The sequence below is a fragment of the Leeuwenhoekiella sp. H156 genome (genome assembly GCF_052218455.1).
In the GTDB taxonomy this organism is placed as follows: Bacteria; Bacteroidota; Bacteroidia; order Flavobacteriales; family Flavobacteriaceae; genus Leeuwenhoekiella; species Leeuwenhoekiella parthenopeia.
The window spans coordinates 2,391,584-2,409,062 of the sequence record NZ_CP197499.1 but is presented as its reverse complement, the minus strand read 5'-3'; the positions used below and the strand labels follow the sequence as shown (position 1 = coordinate 2,409,062).

The window sequence follows — 17,479 nt, the reverse complement described above, 5'->3', positions numbered from 1 at the left end:
GGCTGCTACCCCAAAGATTTAAAACAACTTTAGTATTTGTAACAAATCACAGCACTTGCTTACCTATATTGCGATACTTAAAAACCTCAATGCTATGGCAAGAACCGAATCAACTATGCTTCCGCTGGGAACCATTGCTCCGTTTTTTTCCCTGCAAAACCCGCTTACCAATTCGTATGAATCCCTGACCGATATTGCCGGGGAATTGGGAACCGTGGTAATGTTCATCTGTAACCACTGTCCTTTTGTCAAACACGTAAATCACGAGATTGTGCGTGTGGCCAATGATTACCGGGTACTCGGATTTGGTTTTGTTGCGATAAGCAGCAACGATATTGAAGCCTACCCCGAAGACGGCCCCTGGCAAATGCGCGAAACCGCCCAAAAATACAATTACAGTTTCCCCTACTTATTCGATGAAAATCAGGAAGTGGCCAGGGCCTATGATGCGGCCTGCACACCCGACTTCTATTTGTTTGACTCCGAACTTAAACTCGTCTATCGCGGGCAGCTTGATGATTCGCGTCCCGGCAACGGCATACCCGTAAACGGTCGTGACCTGCGCGAAGCTCTGGACAACATCTTTAACAACCGTCCTCAAAACAAAATTCAAAAACCAAGCCTGGGTTGCGGGATTAAGTGGAAGGCAGCCGCAGAAGACTAAATTAATGTTTCACCACACCCATCCCTATCCGCCTTTTAACTTACAAGACGCTACAAAACTCATTGTAGGCACTTTGCCACCGCCCCGTTTTACTACCGGCGAGCTGCTTCCGGAAGATGTTGACTTTTGTTACGGCAGTAAAAACGGTATGCTTTGGCCCATACTCGACCGTATTTTTGAACTGGGTCTGGTTTACGAAAACACAGCCCGCGCCATTACACAACGCGCTAATTTTTTAATCGAACGGAAAATTGGGGTTTGTGATATTGTCGCTTCCGCTTTGCGTGAAAAAATTGACGCTTCAGATTTGGGAATGCAGGATGTAGAGCTTCGGGATTTGACAGCTTACCTCAAAAAGCATCGGCAAATTGAAACGCTGATTTTCACCGGCGGCAACAGCAAAAACGGACCGGAGTATTTCTTTCGCCGCCAGGCAAAAAAAGAACATCTCAAAATTAAAGTTATCGCTGCCGAAGTACCACGCATCCACGAAATTGAGATCGACAATCGTAAAGTCAGGACGGTTTCGCTTACCGCTCCTTCAGGCGCGGCAAACCGGGCTATAGGCAGTATGAAAAAGTACAAACAAATGAAAGCTCAAAATCCTGAGCTTACCACTTTTGACTTTAGGGTAGCGCAATACGCTCCCTTTTTCTAAGTGCTTAAAACACGTAATCTTTTTGAGAAAACTGTACTTTTAAAGCCTAAATCCTTCTATATGCGTCTCCTTATTGGCCTTTCTCTCTTGGTTTTTCTAAACTGCGCCGAAAAACCCAAACCGGAAGACTTTGATCTGGAAACCCAATTTGAGAAAAGTGGGGGTACTCAGACGCCTACCTATGAAGACGTTATTGGCTACTATCATAAATTAGATTCGGCTTACCTTTCTATTAAAACCTATGAAATTGGAAAGACCGATAGCGGTTTACCCCTTACTCTGGTCACTTACAATCCCAATCGCAGTCTGGAATCTGAGTTTTCAGAAAATTCGGAAGCTGTGCGCATCCTCATCAATAACGGCATTCACCCCGGTGAGCCCGATGGTATTGATGCCACAATGATGCTCATGCGGGATCTTGCCAGTGGTAAAATCAAAACCCCCGAAAATATTTGGGTAGGTGCCGTTGCCATTTACAATATAGGCGGCGCGCTCAACCGCAACAGCAGCAGCCGCACCAATCAAAACGGTCCCGAAGCTTACGGTTTTAGAGGAAACGCGCGCAATTACGACCTCAACCGCGACTTTATAAAGGCAGACACCTACAACGCGCGTTCCTTTGCTGAAATCTACCATCTGGTAAAACCTGATGTCTTTATAGACAATCACGTAAGTAACGGTGCTGATTATCAATATGTACTTACGCATTTGTTTACGCAACACAACAAACTGGGTGGCGCTGCAGGTATCTATTTAAACGATCAGCTGCATCCGTTGCTGGTAGACTCTTTAGAAGCACAAGGCTGGCCCATTACGCCCTATGTAAATGTGTTTAATGAGGTTCCCGAGACCGGTTTTACCCAGTTTATGGACTACCCGCGCTATTCTACCGGCTACACCACCTTGTGGAATACGCTCGGGATGATGGTAGAAACCCATATGCTAAAACCCTATAAGCCGCGTGTAGAAGGCACCTATGCACTTATGCAGCAAATGCTGAATATCGCTTCGGCAGATGCCAAAACAATCAAACAAATACGGGCAAAGCAAGACTCGATTTACAGAAGTGGCGCACTTACCGGCACCTTTTACCCCATTCAGTTTAAAACCGACAGCTCGCAGGTGACCCAATTTGATTTTAAAGGCTTTGAGGGCGAAAGAATAACCAGCGAAGTTACCGGAATGGAGCGCCTGAGCTATAACCGCGAGAAGCCGTTTACCAAAACAGTCAATTATTACGATCATTTTAAAGCGACAGACAGCATAAAGATTCCTAAAGCCTATGTAATTCCGCAGTCGTGGCATACGGTCATTGAGCGTTTAAAGGAAAACAACATTGAACTCACCCGAATGGATCGGGATACGACCTTAGGTGTAGAAGTATACCATATTGCAGATTACACTACCGGCAACTCGGCCTACGAAGGGCATTATTTACATCGAAATACCAAAGTCAGTACGACTGAAGAAGAGATTAGGTTACGTAAAGGCGATTATCTGGTTTACACAGCCCAGACTGGTCTGCGCTATTTACTCGAAACCCTTGAGCCTTCAGCCGTTGATTCGTTCTTTAACTGGAATTATTTCGACACCATTTTGCAGCAAAAAGAAGGCTTTTCGCCTTATGTATGGGAAGATAAGGCTTTGGCTTTGCTCGAAAGTAACCCGGCATTAAAACAGGAATTTGAAACCAAAAAACAAACCGAAGAGGCCTTTCGCAGCAACTGGTATGCGCAGCTTGATTGGTTACATAAAAAATCTGAAAATTACGAAAAGGCCCATTTGCGCTATCCCATCTACCGCATTACGCAGTAGTTAGGCTACACGGTCTTTGGGATTGGGGATCAAATATTCTTTTGGGAATAGAAGCTTAATATTTTCGTAGGATTTAGTCAGCGCTTTTTGCGTTTTTTCAAAATTTTTCCAGCGTACTTTTTTGATTCCTTCGGAAGGTTGCGGCTCTAAAATCCCGTCATAGTCTGTAGTCATTCGATACCAGAAGGTTTCTTTAAGCTTAAATTTTCCGTTTCGCTTAAAGACGTGATAGGTTACCGTGATCAGGTTACCGAGAACCAAATCTTTACAGCCGGTTTCCTCTTCTACTTCGCGCAGGGCACATTGCTCTATACTTTCCTTTTTCTCAAGCTTCCCCTTCGGAAGATCCCATTTCCCGTTGCGTTTGATAAACAAAATTTCAGAATTCTGATTAAAAACGAGTCCGCCCCCGGCAACCACAAGCGGTAATTTTTTCTTGAGGTGGGTAAGTAACTTCTTGGGATTCTGATGGTATAAATTGATGTGAGTAAGCTCACCGCGGTTTACCTGCTTGATAATGCGCTTGATTTTTGCGCGCTTAATGGGTATTGATGTATAATTTTCACCAATATACTTTTCGGTTGAAAGTATTATGGGCACTTCATTTACAAAAACTTTATACATTTGTACCATGATCTTAAAAAAAGAAACAGCTAAAAAAACAGCTGAGTTATTGCTGCAAATTAATGCAATAAAATTACAACCACAAAACCCATTCACTTGGGCCAGTGGCTGGAAATCTCCTATTTACTGCGACAACCGCATAACGCTATCCTATCCGCAAATACGCAATTACCTGCGGGAGAATATCGCTAACCAGATTGAATTGCTTTACGGCAAGCCCGACGTGATCGCCGGTGTAGCCACAGGAGCGATAGGAATCGGGATGCTGGTAGCCGATTTTTTAAACCTTCCGTTTGTGTACATCAGACCCGAAGCCAAAAAGCACGGCAGACAAAATCAGATTGAAGGAAAATTGGATCCCGGTCAAAGTGTAGTGGTGGTTGAAGACCTCATCAGCACCGGTAAAAGTTCGCTAATGGCTGTTGAAGCTTTAGAACAGGCCGAAGCCAATGTAAAAGGAATGCTGGCCATTTTCACTTACGGCTTTGATATTTCAAAACAAAACTTTGAAAAACACGGCATCGATTTACACACCTTGAGTGATTATGATCATTTGCTCGAACAAGCAATGGATACCCGCTACATTTCTGAAAAAGAAAAGCTAACCTTGCAAACCTGGCGACTGGATCCTGAAAACTGGAATGCAGCCAACTAACAAAACACTAAACACATACTCCCATTATGCACTTAGAAAGCCCTAAAAAGACGATTTCTAAAAGCCCCGAAGAAGTTTTTAATTTTCTGACAGACGTACAAAATTACCGTAAGCTGATGCCTGAGAGCATCAGCAAATTTGAAATCTTAAGCGAAAAACGCTTTCTTTTTGCTCTTAAAGGAATGCCGGAAATTGTACTGGAGCTAAAAAACACAGTACCTTTTAACAAAGTAGTCCTGGGCGCTGCCAGTGATAAATTACCCTTTACACTTACTGCCAATATCAAAGAACTTCCTGAAAACACCAGCGAAGCTCAGTTTGAGTTTGAGGGGGAATTCAATGCGATGATGTCTATGATGATCAAAGGCCCAATTACCAAATTCATACAGACTCTTAGTGAAAACCTGCAAAATATTTAATTAGTACAGCAGTTTAATTTCCTTTAGGTCAAATTCTCTTGAAAGCTCATCCTCCAGTTGAAGGATGAGCTTTCCATTTTTAGAAACCCCGCTAATAATGCCGGTTAGCAGTTCCCCTTCGGGCAGTTGAAAGGTTGACACTTTATTTCTGCGAAAAAGTCGCTGCTCATAACTCTTGTGAAGACCGGTAAAGTCAAACTCTTCTACCCGTTTGGCATAGGTATAAAAAGCTTCTAAAAACCGGTTTAAAACCTCTTCCAGATCGTGTATTTTGCCGGTTTGATTCAGTAGAGAAGTGGCACGCGGCGCTTCCTGAAATACTTTTTGGTTCACATTTAAACCTACCCCGAGAATAACGCCATACAGACCGTCCCGAAGGACAGTTTCAATTAAAATGCCGCAGATCTTTAGATTGCCTGCCAATATGTCGTTTGGCCATTTTACAGATAACTGCCTTACGCCAAAATGCTTTAGCGTATCAACAACCATTAGGGAAGCTGCCATAGTCATATAAAAAGTGCGGTCTGCCCTAAAGCCCTCAACCCGTTTAAACACGCTAAAGGTTAGGTTTTTACCGGGCTCAGATTCCCAGCTGGCACCACGCTGTCCACGACCTTCCAGTTGGGTATGCGTTACTACCAAAATATCCTCTTTAGAGTCAAGCTCCCGCGCGTATTCCTTTAAATAAGTATTGGTAGAGGTTGTGGCATTAAGTTTGACTATATGCATAGCATAGCTTACGGCTGAAATGTTAGTACAATAAAGGGTATCAAACAAAATTGTAATAACTTTGCCAGACTAAAAAAGATTTAATGACAAAAAAAGAAGTAAGTACAGATCTACTGATAACGACTATTCTGGAAGGGATTGAAGAAGTAAAAGGTCAACATATTGATTTATTGGACCTACGGGAAATAGAGAATATGGTTTGTGATTACTTTATTATCTGTGATGGTACTTCTAATACTCAGGTTACAGCTATCGCTAATTCCATTCAAAAAACTGTAAGCAAGAAACTCAAAGACAAACCCTGGCATGTGGAAGGATTGCAGAATGCAGAATGGGTCCTAATGGATTATGTAAATGTTGTGGTACACGTGTTTCAAAAGCATACCCGTGAATACTATGATATTGAAAGTCTTTGGGGTGATGCTAAAGTAACATCAATCGAATCAAATTATTAAAAACTATAATGGCAGAAAAATCAAAAAAGCCCGTCCCAAATAAACCCAAATTTAGCGCCTGGTGGATTTACACCGCTATCATACTTGTTTTTCTCGGCCTCAATTTCTTCAGCAGTGGTTCTGATTACGGAAACCCAAAAGAAATCCTTGAAAATCAATTACTCACATACGCTAAAAGTGGTGATATTAAACAAATAGATATCAGCAAATCAAAAGGTGTTGCCTACATCTACCTTACCGATGAAGCTAAGGGTAAGGAAGTACATTCAAGACCTAGTGATTCCGGCTTATCGCTGCTAAACTCCGAAGGAGGTGCCAGCTATATTTTTCGCTACGGAACTCTGGAGAATTTTGAGAATGAATTGAAAGAGATAAAGTCTACTCAGGACTTTAATGTCAAATATCTGGAAGCAGATAACACGATGTTTAGCGATATCCTGATCACCTTGTTACCCATTGCGATAATCATAGGGATCTGGATTTTTATAATGCGCCGTATGTCTTCGGGAGGAGCAGGTGGTGCAGGCGGACAGATTTTCAATATTGGAAAATCTAAAGCCAAGCTCTTTGATGAAAAGACCGATGTAAAAACTTCTTTTAAAGATGTTGCCGGTTTGGAAGGTGCTAAAGAAGAAGTTCAGGAGATCGTAGACTTCCTTAAAAACCCGGAAAAGTACACCAATCTTGGAGGTAAAATTCCCAAAGGAGCCCTGCTTGTAGGCCCTCCCGGAACCGGTAAAACCTTATTGGCCAAAGCTGTGGCCGGCGAAGCAAAAGTGCCTTTCTTCTCGCTGTCAGGTTCTGACTTTGTGGAAATGTTTGTAGGTGTGGGAGCTTCACGAGTCCGTGATTTATTTAAACAGGCCAAAGAAAAATCTCCGGCAATTATTTTTATTGACGAGATAGATGCGATAGGTCGTGCCCGCGGTAAAGCTAATTTTAGTGGTTCTAACGACGAGCGTGAGAATACCTTAAACCAACTTCTTACCGAGATGGATGGTTTTGGAACTAACACAAATGTTATTGTTCTTGCGGCCACAAACCGGGCTGACGTACTGGATACCGCGCTTATGCGTGCAGGTCGTTTTGACCGCCAGATTTACGTAGATCTACCGGATGTTAGAGAGCGTAGGGAAATATTTGAAGTGCATTTACGCCCGCTTAAAAAAGTTGCAGATGAACTTGACACCGAGTTTATGGCCAAGCAAACCCCGGGCTTCTCTGGTGCTGATATTGCTAACGTATGTAATGAAGCTGCTCTTATTGCTGCAAGACAGGGTAAAAGTGCAGTAGGAAGACAGGACTTTCTGGATGCAGTAGACCGCATTGTGGGTGGTCTTGAGAAGAAAAATAAAATCATCACTCCAGACGAGAAAAGAGCGATTGCCTATCATGAGGCCGGTCACGCAACCGTTTCCTGGATGTTAGAGCACGCAGCTCCGCTTGTGAAAGTAACTATCGTTCCGCGTGGAAGATCTCTGGGTGCTGCCTGGTATTTACCGGAAGAGCGACTTATCGTACGACCAGAGCAGATGCTTGATGAAATGTGCGCCGCGATGGGTGGTAGAGCTGCAGAGAAAGTGACCTTCGACAAGATTTCTACAGGTGCTCTCAGCGATTTGGAAAAAGTGACCAAACAAGCCCGTATGATGGTAACCATTTACGGCCTTAATGACAAAATAGGTAACCTTACCTACTACGATTCTTCAGGTCAAAGTGAGTACAATTTCAGTAAACCTTATAGTGAGAAAACAGCTGAATTGATCGATAAAGAAATTTCTTCTATAATTGAAGAGCAATATCAGCGAGCTATAAAAATACTTGAGGATAATAAAGATAAGCTCAACGAGCTCGCAGAAGTCCTGCTTGATAAAGAGGTGATTTTCAAAGATAACCTTGAAAAGATATTCGGAAAGCGACCTTTTGACAAGCCGGAAATCGGAAAAGAGACCGAAGAGTCTGAAAATACGATTGTTGAGGAAAATTAATTTTCCTTGAGGTCATCAAGATATAAATCTTAACTTAACGCTATGTTGAGTTAAGATTTTTTATATTTGATTAAATCCTAAATTTGTAGCACAGCCACTCATTTATGAGTATTCTTAAAAAGCTTTTTCAGCCCAAAAAACCAACTGGCACTGATACCCCAAAACTAACGGGGACAGAGCGCGGTAAATATATGCCAGATATTACCGCACCGGCAGATGAGCGCTTCACCAAGCATTTTATCTTAAACGGAGGGAAATTTTTGTATTGCACAGATATGGATGAAGTGCACGAAAGTTTTGACAATATTTTGCTCGAAAATGACTGGTATGAGCAGGAAGTTTATTGCCTGGATCCCAAACTGGAAAAACTGTTCGACGGGTACAACCTCAAATTTACAACGGATAAAGAATCCAGTTTTTTGCTTTCGGTTTGTGAAAATCTTATAGCCGATGATGGAAGTCTCCTTATTTCTTCCAATCAGATTAAAGAGAAAAAACTAAAAGAGCTCCCTCAAAATTTTGTGATTTTTGCCACCACAAGCCAAATCGTAAACAGTATCGGCGAGGGCTTGCGCGGTATTAAAAAGAAAAACACCGGTCAAATTCCTACAAATATTACTACGATCAAGAATTTTGAACCTAAAGAAGGGGCTAAAGATTTTATGTCCTATGGAAGTAGCGCAAAAAATCTCTATCTGCTGCTTTTAGAAGATTTGTAGTATGCGTGAACTTTCGATACGTGCACTTTCAGGCTTACTATATGTGGTAATCCTTCTGTTTTCCATTTTCTATTCTGAAAAATGGTACATTCTTATGTTCCTGCTTTTTGGAATCATCACCTTAAGGGAGTTTTTAAGACTTATAGGCTTTCAGTTTTGGTACACCTATCTCATACTTATAGGCTTTATCCTATTTTTCAGTTATTACAAGGTCTCTTATCTCGCAACACTTCTGCTTCTGGGAATTACTGTGGTTACAGGCCTTTACCTGATGAAAAACCTGTTTAGTGAAAAAATAAGAAGGTATGGGAAGCTTCAAAAATTACACATCACCGTGTTTTACATCATTGCCAGTTTTGTGTTTTTAACCCTGCTTCCTTCTCACGGCAAGACCTTTTCACCTTACACGGTGGCAGGATTATTTATCCTGATCTGGACCAACGACACCTTTGCGTATATTGTAGGAAAAAGCTTTGGCAGACACAAACTCTTCCCAAGTATTTCTCCTAAAAAAACTATTGAAGGCTTTTTTGGCGGACTCGTTTTTGCCTGTCTTGCCAGTTATTTTATTCATAAATTCACAGGAAAACTTAACTTTAACATCTGGTTGTCGCTTGCGATTGTAATGAGTACATTAGGCACATTTGGCGACCTGATCGAGTCAAAACTAAAGCGGGAAGCCGGAGTTAAGGACAGCGGGACGCTGATGCCCGGCCACGGCGGCCTCTATGACCGGCTAGACAGTATTCTGTTTGCCAGCCCTTTTATTTATTTGGTTTTAATAGTATTTGAATATGTTTCATAAAGAAGGTTATACCATTATCGCGATTACACTGCTTATTGTTATTGCAGGTGTTTTGGCTACGCATACCTGGGTTTCACCGGAATGGCTGCAGTATTTATGTTATGCCGCACTTTTGATTTTATTGGTTTTAATCCTTCAGTTTTTTAGAAACCCCGGTCGAAAATCAAGCGGAAACCTCAATGAGATTGTTTCACCCGTAGACGGAAAGGTTGTGGTGATCGAAGAGGTTTTTGAAAAAGAATACTTTAAAGAAAAACGCCTGCAGGTGTCTATCTTTATGTCGCCTATAAACGTGCATGTAACCCGATATCCGGTAAGCGGAGCTGTTGTTTTTAGCAAATACCATTCCGGGAAATACCTTGTTGCGTGGCATCCGAAAGCTTCAGAAGAAAATGAGCGCACCACAGTAGTGGTTCGCAGTACTTCGTTTGGAGATATTCTATATCGTCAGATCGCAGGGGCTTTGGCCAAACGTATCGTAAATTATGCCAAGGAAGGTGATACCGCCGAGCAAGGCGCAGATAGCGGTTTTATTAAGTTCGGGTCCAGAGTAGATCTTTTTTTACCTGTTGGAACTCCTCTTGCGGTTAAACTCAACCAAAAAGTAAAAGGAGCCGAAAGCATCATTGCAACCCGTGAAAACTAATTGTGTTTTGAGCAAAAAAGAAGCATTAGATAAGGCTTTTCAGGAAGCTGCACACCGTGCGAGCAACACAAACATTGCATTGCCACAGGATATACAATTACTCCTCTATGCCTATTACAAAAAGGGCAATAGCGAAAATACAACGCTCAACGCCGGAAATATTAAAGAAAATGACCTGCGCAGTGCGTTTAAATACAACGCACTCATTCAAATTAAAGGGCTTTCTACCAAAGAAGCAAAGAAGGAATATATCAAACTGGTAGATAAATACATTCCCTCTTAAATCTTCAAAGACTCGTGTCTCTAGCTTAAAGCAGCGAGCCGCTTTTCTAAAGCATCTATTTTAGCCTGCGCGTCAGCCTGCTTTTGGCGCTCTAAAGCCACTACCTGCTCAGGTGCATTATTTACAAACCGCTCATTAGATAGCTTTTTAGCAACCGAATTGATAAAGCCCTGCGTATAGGCAAGCTCTTCCTTGATTTTAGCAATCTCTGCATCAATGTCAATCGCTCCGGTTAGCGGAATGAAATACTCATTCACTTTTACCCGAAAAGACAACGCACCTTCAACAGGTGATTCTGTTGTTTTTAGTACCGAAAGATTACCCAGTTTTTTAATGATCGCATCAAAGTCAGCCGAAAAACCTTCGGTATTGAGCACGTGTAGCTCCAGCTCTTCTTTAAAGGAAATATTCTTATCCTTTCGAATAGCACGAACTCCGGTAATAACCTGAGTTGCCAGTTCAAAGTGTTCAAGCATCGCAAGGTTTGGCTTCGCGATAGCAGGCCATTCGTTAACGATTAGAGCTTCTTCGGGAGTACGGTCTGCAATGGTTTGCCAGATTTCTTCCGAAGCAAATGGCGTAAACGGATGCAGTATGCGCAGATTATCTTCCAGGGCTGCAATTACCGCATCGTAGGTCTTTTTGTCAATTGATTTTTGATATTCCGGCTTTACAATCTCGAGCAACCAGCTGCAGAAATCGTCCCAAACCAATTTATAGGTTACCATCAAGGCATCGCTGATTCGGTATTTACTAAAATGATCTTCAATCTCTTCGGTAGCCTGCTTAAAACGCTCGGAGTACCATTCCAGACCTTTTTTACTGGCCTCAGGTTGCTCTGCGCCTGCATCAACTTCCCAACCTTTGATAAGCCTGAAAGCATTCCAGATTTTATTGATAAAGCCTTTACCCTGCTTGCACAAATCTTCATCAAAGAGCAAATCGTTACCGGCAGAAGCGCTAAGCAACAAACCTACCCGTACACCATCTGCACCGTAATCATCAATCAGCTTCATCGCATCGGGTGAATTACCAAGCGATTTTGACATTTTGCGTCGCTCGGCATCACGCACGAGCCCCGTGAGATAAACATTCGTAAAAGGTTGCTTTCCGGTATACTCATAACCCGCCATAATCATACGCGCCACCCAGAAAAACAGAATATCAGGACCCGTTACCAGATCATTGGTAGGATAATAATATTGAAAATCGGCATTATCAGGATTTGCGATTCCGTCAAACACACTCATAGGCCATAACCATGAAGAAAACCAGGTATCGAGTGCATCCTCATCCTGTTTCAAATCGGCTTCGGTCAGATTGTTGTTTCCGGTTTTCGCTTTCGCGGAAGCTAAAGCTTCCTCCATATTTTTAGCAACAACGAAATCCTCTTTTCCGTCTCCAAAATAATAAGCCGGGATTTGCTGCCCCCACCAAAGCTGACGGGAAATATTCCAGTCGCGAATGTTTTCCATCCAGTGGCGGTAGGTGTTTTCAAACTTCTTAGGAAAAAGGTTTACCTCATCGCTATCGAGAACAGCTTTGATCGCAGGCTCGGCCAGATCTTTCATCTTCACAAACCACTGATCTGAAAGTTTAGGCTCTATAACCGCCTTGGTACGCTCTGAAGTCCCTACTTTATTCAGGTGACTTTCGGTCTTTACCAAAGCACCTAGCTCTTCCAATTCTTTTACAATTTCTTCACGAACTACGAAGCGGTCTTTGCCCTGATAGTGCAGGCCAAAAGAGTTTAGCGTGGCGTCATCGTTAAAAATATCAACCACCTCAAGCTTATGCTTATCGCCAAGCATTTTGTCATTCTCATCGTGTGCAGGTGTAACTTTCAGGCAACCGGTACCGAATTCCAGGTCTACATACTCATCTTCAATAATAGGAACTACGCGGTTTACCACGGGCACAATGGCCTTTTTACCTTTTAAATGCGTAAAACGCTCGTCATTGGGATTAATGCAGATCGCGGTATCCCCAAAAATAGTTTCGGGACGCGTGGTGGCTATTACCAAATGCTCGTCACTGCCTTCCAACTTGTAATTAATATAATACAGCTTGCCCTGACGCTCCTCATAAATTACCTCTTCATCAGAAAGTGTGGTTTTAGCTTCAGGATCCCAATTTACCATACGATGGCCACGGTAGATAAGGCCTTTATTATACAAATCAATAAAACACTGAATCACGCTCGCTGACATGGTGTCATCCATGGTAAAACGCAGACGTTCCCAGTCGCACGAAGCCCCCAGCTTTTTAAGCTGCTCTAAAATGGTTCCGCCGTATTTATCGGTCCATTCCCAGGCGTGTTTTAAAAATTCTTCACGGGTTAGATCCGCTTTATTGATTCCTTCAGCCTTAAGTTTAGCCACTACTTTAGCTTCGGTGGCGATAGACGCGTGGTCTGTTCCCGGCACCCAGCAGGCATTAAATCCCTTGAGGCGCGCTCTTCGGATTAAAACATCCTGAATGGTATTATTCAGCATATGCCCCATATGTAAAATTCCGGTTACGTTAGGCGGTGGAATTACAATTGTGTAGGGTTCTTTGTCATTGGGTTCAGAATGAAAGTAGTTGTGCTGCATCCAGTAGTCATACCACTTCTGCTCTACTTCTTTTGAACTATATTGTGCCGCTAATGCCATCTTGGTCTGATTTTTGTCTTTAAGTGGGCAAAAATACTCATATACAAAGTATTTTTAAAAGAACGAGAGCATTAAAAAAAGACTTATTCTGAGCCGGTTTATGAGGAAGTTGAAGGTTTTAAAGACTTGCATTAAGCATGAAAAAGAGGCAACTCTTTGCAAAGACCACAGATTAAGTTTAATTTTAGACTCTAATAACACTTAGAATTATGAAAAAAATTGTTTTACTACTTGCCGTTGGTTTGATGACATTAGGCCTTCAGGCTCAGGAGAAAAAAGCAGCCATCACATTTGAAACAGATGTTATTGATTATGGTGATGTCGTGCACGGCTCAGATGGTGAACGCGAGTTTAAGTTCACCAACACCGGAGATGCACCTTTGGTTATTTCAAAAGCCTATTCTACTTGTGGCTGCACAGTACCAAGTCCTCCAAAAGACCCGATAGCTCCAGGAGAAAGCGGAGTCATTAAAGTGAAGTATGACACCAGTCGCGCAGCGGGACCTATCCGCAAAACGATAACGGTTTATACCAATGCCTCTGCAGAACCGTACACCCTTAAAATTAAAGGGAACCTGCTTCCGGCAGATAATTAGACCTTACACCTTATACTATACCAAAGCGGCTCGATGAGCCGCTTTTTTGTTTATTCTAAAATCTTTCTCAACCTCAGCTTGCAATTAAACACCATCCCGTTTCGGTCTACCTGAAGCTTCAAAACCGAACCTTCATCCCTGTAAAAATATCGGGTGATTTCTTCAAGCTTGAGATTAGCAACTGCCCTTCCGTTTACTTTAATAAGCTTATCACCCACGCTCAAACCAGCTTCCGCCCCGGGAGAATCTTCGCGAATAGCCGCGATTTCATAATTCGGTTTTAATTTAAATTGAGGAAACTGAACCATATTGGTTTCCAAAAAGATACTATTTCGGGACCCATCGTTACTCCAGGCTCCTTTCGAAGCTTCGGTCATGTTCTGCTCTTTAGAAATTCGATAATCTAAATGAGTCACCAATTCAAAACCGGTATGCTGCACTACAAGACCACTACGATCATACCTAAAAGGCTCATCAAAAAAACGATTCTTTTGCAGATACATCAGCTGATTTTGATAGTCAAACACCACCTTGAAGCGTTTCAGGATTTCTGACCCCAGACTCCCGTTTCTGAAATTCATTCCGCGCAAATAATTTAATGATGTGGTATCGGGGTAAGCCACATTGACTTCGTTTAGCGTATAATCCCCGAGTTCAAGCCGGGGTAAACGGGAGCGGTAACCGGTAACTTCACCACTGAGACCTAAACCCAGATGATCTTTGAATGCGTTTTCAGAAACCTGAATTCCCTTTTGCTCATTTTCAAATAGCCATAAGGCATCACCACTACCCGAATCGAGCAACAGTTTTGTGGCGATCTCCGCATCATTTTCGCCCAAAATTTCAAGATCGATGTAAGGTTTACCTGCAATCAGCTCTAAGGCCACTGCAGAATCAGAGCGGTATCGCGAAGATTTAAAATGGTCCGGATCGTGCAACTTCACATATTCCCGCTGATAATCTACCTCAACAACAAAATCCTTAAGGAGTTCGTAGCCTATAATTCCGTGAACAGCAAATCCCAGTCTGGGCGAAAAATTAGTCTCGCTATCGGGGATGTAATAGACAATCTGGTCAATCGCCGTAGACTCGCCAATGCTGATGATGTTGTGGGTAGATTTTATAGCTTCGGTAGGCTCGCCATCGCCTGCACCGGTAAGCCATACGGTAGATTGGTTATTCAGCTTAAGATCCTCATCAGAATCAATCCCAAACAAAATTGTAGAACGCACGCCGGTATCTAAAAGAAAAGAAAGCTCAACATCGTTTACCGTAATGGGTATAATAACCAGATTATTGACAACATCTGCCTTTATTTTTAAGCGCTTCGCTCCTTCGGGCAATTTAAAAGTTCCCTGCCCAAACGCCTCTTTTCCTATTAAAAATGTAAATAATACAGCTAAAAAATATACAAACCTCACCATAACGCGCTCTTTTGTATCAATTTACCATTTTTAGAGGATAATTTTAAGCATCTGTTTCAAATTATTTTCTCGTTTATAATTCGCAAATTTGCAGCCTAAAGAAAAAGAACATGCCACAGTTATCTCAAAAGGGGCAGGATATGCCTCAATCGCCTATACGTAAACTGGTACCTTATGCCGAAGCTGCCGAAGCCAGAGGTATTCAAATACACCAACTCAACATTGGCCAGCCCGATATTAAGACGCCAAAGCACGCCCTTGATGCCGTAAAAAATGCGGATATTGAAGTGTTGTCTTACAGTCATTCTGCAGGCTTTTTGAGCTATCGCGAAAAACTTGCCGCATACTATGGCAAGCAGGGGATTGAGATCACTGCAAATGACATCATCGTATCTACCGGTGGCTCTGAAGCTTTGCTTTTTGCTATGGGAAGCATTACAGATCCCGGAGATGAGATCATCATCCCCGAACCTTTTTACGCGAACTATAATGGCTTTGCCACAGCTTCGGGTGTGACTGTGAAACCGGTGATTTCTTCTTTTGAAAGCGGATTTGCTTTACCTGCTATCGCCGAGTTTGAAAAACAAATCACTCCAAAAACCAAAGCGATCGTGATTTGCAATCCCGGCAATCCTACCGGTTACCTGTACAGCAAAGAAGAACTTGACCAACTGTCTGAACTGGTTAAAAAACATGATCTTTTTCTGATTGCAGACGAGGTGTATCGCGAGTTTGCTTATGACGGTTTGCAGCACAATTCAGTCTTAAACCAGCGCGAAATTGATGAGCACACGATCATGATTGATTCGGTTTCCAAGCGGTTTTCGATGTGTGGTGCCCGTATAGGCTGCCTGGTGAGTCGTAATAAAGCATTTATGGCTACTGCGATGAAATTTGCACAGGCGCGTTTGAGTCCGCCAACACTTGCCCAAATTGCGAGTGAAGCTGCTTTAGATACGCCACAATCTTATTTTGACGAGGTTATTTCAGAATATGTAGACCGCAGAGATACGCTTGTTGCCGGTCTTGAGGCTATTCCGGGCGTGCGCGTTGCAAAACCAAAAGGCGCCTTTTACTGTATTGCGGAGTTACCTGTAAAAAATTCAGATGATTTTGCGCAGTGGTTACTGGAATCTTTTGAACACAATAAAAAAACCGTGATGGTTGCTCCTGCTGCCGGTTTTTACTCGACACCCGGCGAAGGCCTTAATCAGGTACGTATCGCTTATGTATTGAAAAAGGAAGACCTAATCGAAGCTGTTGCCTTATTGAAGGAAGCCCTTAGTCTGTATAAAGATTAATGAACCTACAGCATCAGTTTTCACTAAAAGAACACAATACCTTTGGCATCCCCGCAAAGGCGGAAGCTTTTATTGCGGTAACTTCTAAAGAAGAGCTCAAGGAAGCCCTAAGTCATCCCGACTACCCAGATCCTTTTATCTTAGGAGGCGGAAGCAATATGCTGCTTAAAAAAGATATAGACGGTCTGGTGGTTCACGTGGCCCTTAAAGGAATTGAGCTTGTTAAAGAAACCGAAGAGGAGGTTTGGGTACAGGTTGCCGCGGGTGAAAACTGGCATCAATTTGTGATGTACTGCGTGGAGCACGGCTATGGCGGTGTTGAAAATCTGGCGCTTATTCCCGGCAATACCGGTACCGCACCCGTGCAAAACATAGGTGCATACGGGGTTGAGCTTAAAGATGTCTTTTATGAATGCACAGCTATAGACCGAAAAAATCTTGAAGAACGCAGCTTTTCGCTAGCTGAATGTAATTTTGGGTACCGCGAATCGGTGTTTAAAAATGAACTGAAAGATCGTTTTGTGATTACCTCGGTGACGTTTAAGTTGACCAAAGCCAATCACAAGCTTCATACCGAATACGGCGCCATTCAGGAAACGCTGGAAGCAAAAGGAATCGAAAATCCGGGGATCGCAGATATCGCTGATGCCGTGATCGCCATTCGATCGTCAAAACTACCTGACCCAAAAGAACTGGGTAATAGCGGAAGCTTTTTCAAGAATCCGATCATTTCGCGGGAGCAATTTGAAAATTTACAAGAAAAATTCCCGCAAATGCCGCATTATCCCGTATCGGAAACGTCCGTAAAAGTACCGGCAGGCTGGCTTATAGAGCAGGCCGGCTTTAAAGGGAAACGCTTTGGCGACGCAGGGGTACACAAAAATCAGGCGCTGGTTTTGGTTAACTACGGCAATGCCACGGGCGCCGAAATCTGGGAGCTGGCACTTCATGTTAAAGAACAGGTACAGCAGCAGTTTGGTATTACCATAGATCCCGAAGTAAACATCATCGAATAAGTTTTACCGCTATTTTAACGCACAGCTA

The 17,479-nt window shown here is 42.7% G+C and carries 18 protein-coding genes; 14 read left to right on the top strand and 4 right to left on the bottom strand.

Annotated features, from left to right (window positions below; translation table 11 throughout):
• Window positions 1–94: 94 nt before the first annotated feature.
• The 3 genes from ACSSS3_RS10470 to ACSSS3_RS10460 are packed head-to-tail and all read left to right on the top strand — an operon-like array spanning window position 95 to window position 3,137.
• On the top strand, window positions 95–664 hold the full coding sequence (locus ACSSS3_RS10470) for a thioredoxin family protein (RefSeq protein ID WP_442844570.1): 570 nt from the start codon (window positions 95–97) through the stop codon (window positions 662–664).
• A gap of 4 nt (window positions 665–668) precedes the next feature.
• The gene (locus tag ACSSS3_RS10465; RefSeq protein WP_442844569.1) at window positions 669–1,322 is read left to right on the top strand and encodes a uracil-DNA glycosylase family protein; all 654 of its coding nucleotides are present in this window, start codon (window positions 669–671) and stop codon (window positions 1,320–1,322) included.
• Window positions 1,323–1,382: 60 nt separating this feature from the next.
• Entirely contained in the window at window positions 1,383–3,137 is a 1,755-nt protein-coding gene (locus ACSSS3_RS10460) for a M14 family metallopeptidase (RefSeq protein WP_442844568.1), read from the top strand.
• Here the strand turns inward: ACSSS3_RS10460 and ACSSS3_RS10455 are convergent, their stop codons facing one another.
• A complete protein-coding gene (locus ACSSS3_RS10455; protein ID WP_228231131.1) occupies window positions 3,138–3,761 on the bottom strand; it encodes an NUDIX hydrolase in 624 nt (207 codons plus the stop codon). It lies immediately after the preceding gene.
• A gap of 7 nt (window positions 3,762–3,768) precedes the next feature.
• Here ACSSS3_RS10455 and pyrE point away from each other — a divergent pair, with 7 nt between their 5' ends.
• Both pyrE and ACSSS3_RS10445 read left to right on the top strand, forming a co-directional pair.
• Window positions 3,769–4,416 carry an orotate phosphoribosyltransferase gene (pyrE, locus tag ACSSS3_RS10450; protein ID WP_442844567.1) on the top strand — a complete coding sequence of 216 codons (648 nt, stop codon included), beginning with the start codon at window positions 3,769–3,771 and terminating at the stop codon, window positions 4,414–4,416.
• 26 nt (window positions 4,417–4,442) lie between these two features.
• Window positions 4,443–4,835: an SRPBCC family protein gene (locus tag ACSSS3_RS10445; protein WP_228231133.1), complete on the top strand. Its 393-nt coding sequence runs from the start codon at window positions 4,443–4,445 to the stop codon at window positions 4,833–4,835.
• Here the strand turns inward: ACSSS3_RS10445 and ACSSS3_RS10440 are convergent, their stop codons facing one another.
• Window positions 4,836–5,564, bottom strand: coding sequence for a biotin--[acetyl-CoA-carboxylase] ligase (locus tag ACSSS3_RS10440; protein WP_442844566.1), 729 nt, complete (start codon window positions 5,562–5,564; stop codon window positions 4,836–4,838).
• Between the two features lie 83 nt (window positions 5,565–5,647).
• Here ACSSS3_RS10440 and rsfS point away from each other — a divergent pair, with 83 nt between their 5' ends.
• The 6 genes from rsfS (at window position 5,648) to ACSSS3_RS10410 (ending at window position 10,460) form a co-directional block, all read left to right on the top strand.
• Window positions 5,648–6,019: a ribosome silencing factor gene (gene rsfS, locus ACSSS3_RS10435; RefSeq protein ID WP_228231135.1), complete on the top strand. Its 372-nt coding sequence runs from the start codon at window positions 5,648–5,650 to the stop codon at window positions 6,017–6,019.
• A gap of 8 nt (window positions 6,020–6,027) precedes the next feature.
• Window positions 6,028–8,007 carry an ATP-dependent zinc metalloprotease FtsH gene (ftsH, locus tag ACSSS3_RS10430; RefSeq protein WP_442844565.1) on the top strand — a complete coding sequence of 660 codons (1,980 nt, stop codon included), beginning with the start codon at window positions 6,028–6,030 and terminating at the stop codon, window positions 8,005–8,007.
• Between the two features lie 104 nt (window positions 8,008–8,111).
• Window positions 8,112–8,726: an LUD domain-containing protein gene (locus ACSSS3_RS10425; protein WP_228231137.1), complete on the top strand. Its 615-nt coding sequence runs from the start codon at window positions 8,112–8,114 to the stop codon at window positions 8,724–8,726.
• Window position 8,727: 1 nt separating this feature from the next.
• A complete protein-coding gene (locus ACSSS3_RS10420) occupies window positions 8,728–9,531 on the top strand; it encodes a phosphatidate cytidylyltransferase (protein WP_228231138.1) in 804 nt (267 codons plus the stop codon).
• On the top strand, window positions 9,521–10,177 hold the full coding sequence (locus ACSSS3_RS10415) for a phosphatidylserine decarboxylase family protein (protein WP_442844564.1): 657 nt from the start codon (window positions 9,521–9,523) through the stop codon (window positions 10,175–10,177). Before ACSSS3_RS10420 ends, ACSSS3_RS10415 begins: the two co-directional genes overlap by 11 nt.
• Window positions 10,178–10,184: 7 nt before the next feature.
• Window positions 10,185–10,460 (top strand): acyl-CoA-binding protein, encoded by a 276-nt coding sequence (locus ACSSS3_RS10410; RefSeq protein ID WP_442844563.1) that lies wholly within the window; start codon window positions 10,185–10,187, stop codon window positions 10,458–10,460.
• 20 nt (window positions 10,461–10,480) lie between these two features.
• Here ACSSS3_RS10410 and ACSSS3_RS10405 read toward each other — a convergent pair whose 3' ends face one another.
• The gene (locus ACSSS3_RS10405; RefSeq protein ID WP_442844562.1) at window positions 10,481–13,114 is read right to left on the bottom strand and encodes a valine--tRNA ligase; all 2,634 of its coding nucleotides are present in this window, start codon (window positions 13,112–13,114) and stop codon (window positions 10,481–10,483) included.
• A gap of 209 nt (window positions 13,115–13,323) precedes the next feature.
• Here ACSSS3_RS10405 and ACSSS3_RS10400 point away from each other — a divergent pair, with 209 nt between their 5' ends.
• Window positions 13,324–13,710 carry a DUF1573 domain-containing protein gene (locus tag ACSSS3_RS10400; protein WP_228231142.1) on the top strand — a complete coding sequence of 129 codons (387 nt, stop codon included), beginning with the start codon at window positions 13,324–13,326 and terminating at the stop codon, window positions 13,708–13,710.
• A 50-nt stretch (window positions 13,711–13,760) separates the two neighbouring features.
• On the opposite strand, the gene ACSSS3_RS10395 is transcribed toward ACSSS3_RS10400, so the two are convergent.
• Complete coding sequence (locus ACSSS3_RS10395) at window positions 13,761–15,134, bottom strand: aspartyl protease family protein (protein ID WP_442844561.1); 1,374 nt, start codon at window positions 15,132–15,134, stop codon at window positions 13,761–13,763.
• Between the two features lie 110 nt (window positions 15,135–15,244).
• On the opposite strand from ACSSS3_RS10395, the gene ACSSS3_RS10390 reads away from it, so the two are divergent.
• Entirely contained in the window at window positions 15,245–16,435 is a 1,191-nt protein-coding gene (locus ACSSS3_RS10390; RefSeq protein ID WP_442844560.1) for a pyridoxal phosphate-dependent aminotransferase, read from the top strand.
• Complete coding sequence (gene murB, locus ACSSS3_RS10385) at window positions 16,435–17,451, top strand: UDP-N-acetylmuramate dehydrogenase (protein WP_442844559.1); 1,017 nt, start codon at window positions 16,435–16,437, stop codon at window positions 17,449–17,451. The genes ACSSS3_RS10390 and murB overlap by 1 nt, the downstream gene beginning before the upstream one ends.
• Window positions 17,452–17,479: the final 28 nt, after the last annotated feature.

Excerpts from the sequence above, each read along its gene's own strand:
- pyrE (WP_442844567.1), top strand. The coding sequence starts at position 3,769 with ATGATCTTAAAAAAAGAAACAGCTAAAAAAACAGCTGAGTTATTGCTG.
- ACSSS3_RS10455 (WP_228231131.1), bottom strand. The coding sequence starts at position 3,761 with ATGTATAAAGTTTTTGTAAATGAAGTGCCCATAATACTTTCAACCGAA.
- ACSSS3_RS10390 (WP_442844560.1), top strand. The coding sequence starts at position 15,245 with ATGCCACAGTTATCTCAAAAGGGGCAGGATATGCCTCAATCGCCTATA.
- ACSSS3_RS10395 (WP_442844561.1), bottom strand. The coding sequence starts at position 15,134 with ATGGTGAGGTTTGTATATTTTTTAGCTGTATTATTTACATTTTTAATA.
- ACSSS3_RS10420 (WP_228231138.1), top strand. The coding sequence starts at position 8,728 with ATGCGTGAACTTTCGATACGTGCACTTTCAGGCTTACTATATGTGGTA.
- ACSSS3_RS10460 (WP_442844568.1), top strand. The coding sequence starts at position 1,383 with ATGCGTCTCCTTATTGGCCTTTCTCTCTTGGTTTTTCTAAACTGCGCC.
- rsfS (WP_228231135.1), top strand. The coding sequence starts at position 5,648 with ATGACAAAAAAAGAAGTAAGTACAGATCTACTGATAACGACTATTCTG.
- ACSSS3_RS10400 (WP_228231142.1), top strand. The coding sequence starts at position 13,324 with ATGAAAAAAATTGTTTTACTACTTGCCGTTGGTTTGATGACATTAGGC.
- ACSSS3_RS10425 (WP_228231137.1), top strand. The coding sequence starts at position 8,112 with ATGAGTATTCTTAAAAAGCTTTTTCAGCCCAAAAAACCAACTGGCACT.
- ftsH (WP_442844565.1), top strand. The coding sequence starts at position 6,028 with ATGGCAGAAAAATCAAAAAAGCCCGTCCCAAATAAACCCAAATTTAGC.
- ACSSS3_RS10440 (WP_442844566.1), bottom strand. The coding sequence starts at position 5,564 with ATGCATATAGTCAAACTTAATGCCACAACCTCTACCAATACTTATTTA.
- ACSSS3_RS10415 (WP_442844564.1), top strand. The coding sequence starts at position 9,521 with ATGTTTCATAAAGAAGGTTATACCATTATCGCGATTACACTGCTTATT.
- ACSSS3_RS10445 (WP_228231133.1), top strand. The coding sequence starts at position 4,443 with ATGCACTTAGAAAGCCCTAAAAAGACGATTTCTAAAAGCCCCGAAGAA.
- ACSSS3_RS10405 (WP_442844562.1), bottom strand. The coding sequence starts at position 13,114 with ATGGCATTAGCGGCACAATATAGTTCAAAAGAAGTAGAGCAGAAGTGG.
- murB (WP_442844559.1), top strand. The coding sequence starts at position 16,435 with ATGAACCTACAGCATCAGTTTTCACTAAAAGAACACAATACCTTTGGC.
- ACSSS3_RS10465 (WP_442844569.1), top strand. The coding sequence starts at position 669 with ATGTTTCACCACACCCATCCCTATCCGCCTTTTAACTTACAAGACGCT.
- ACSSS3_RS10470 (WP_442844570.1), top strand. The coding sequence starts at position 95 with ATGGCAAGAACCGAATCAACTATGCTTCCGCTGGGAACCATTGCTCCG.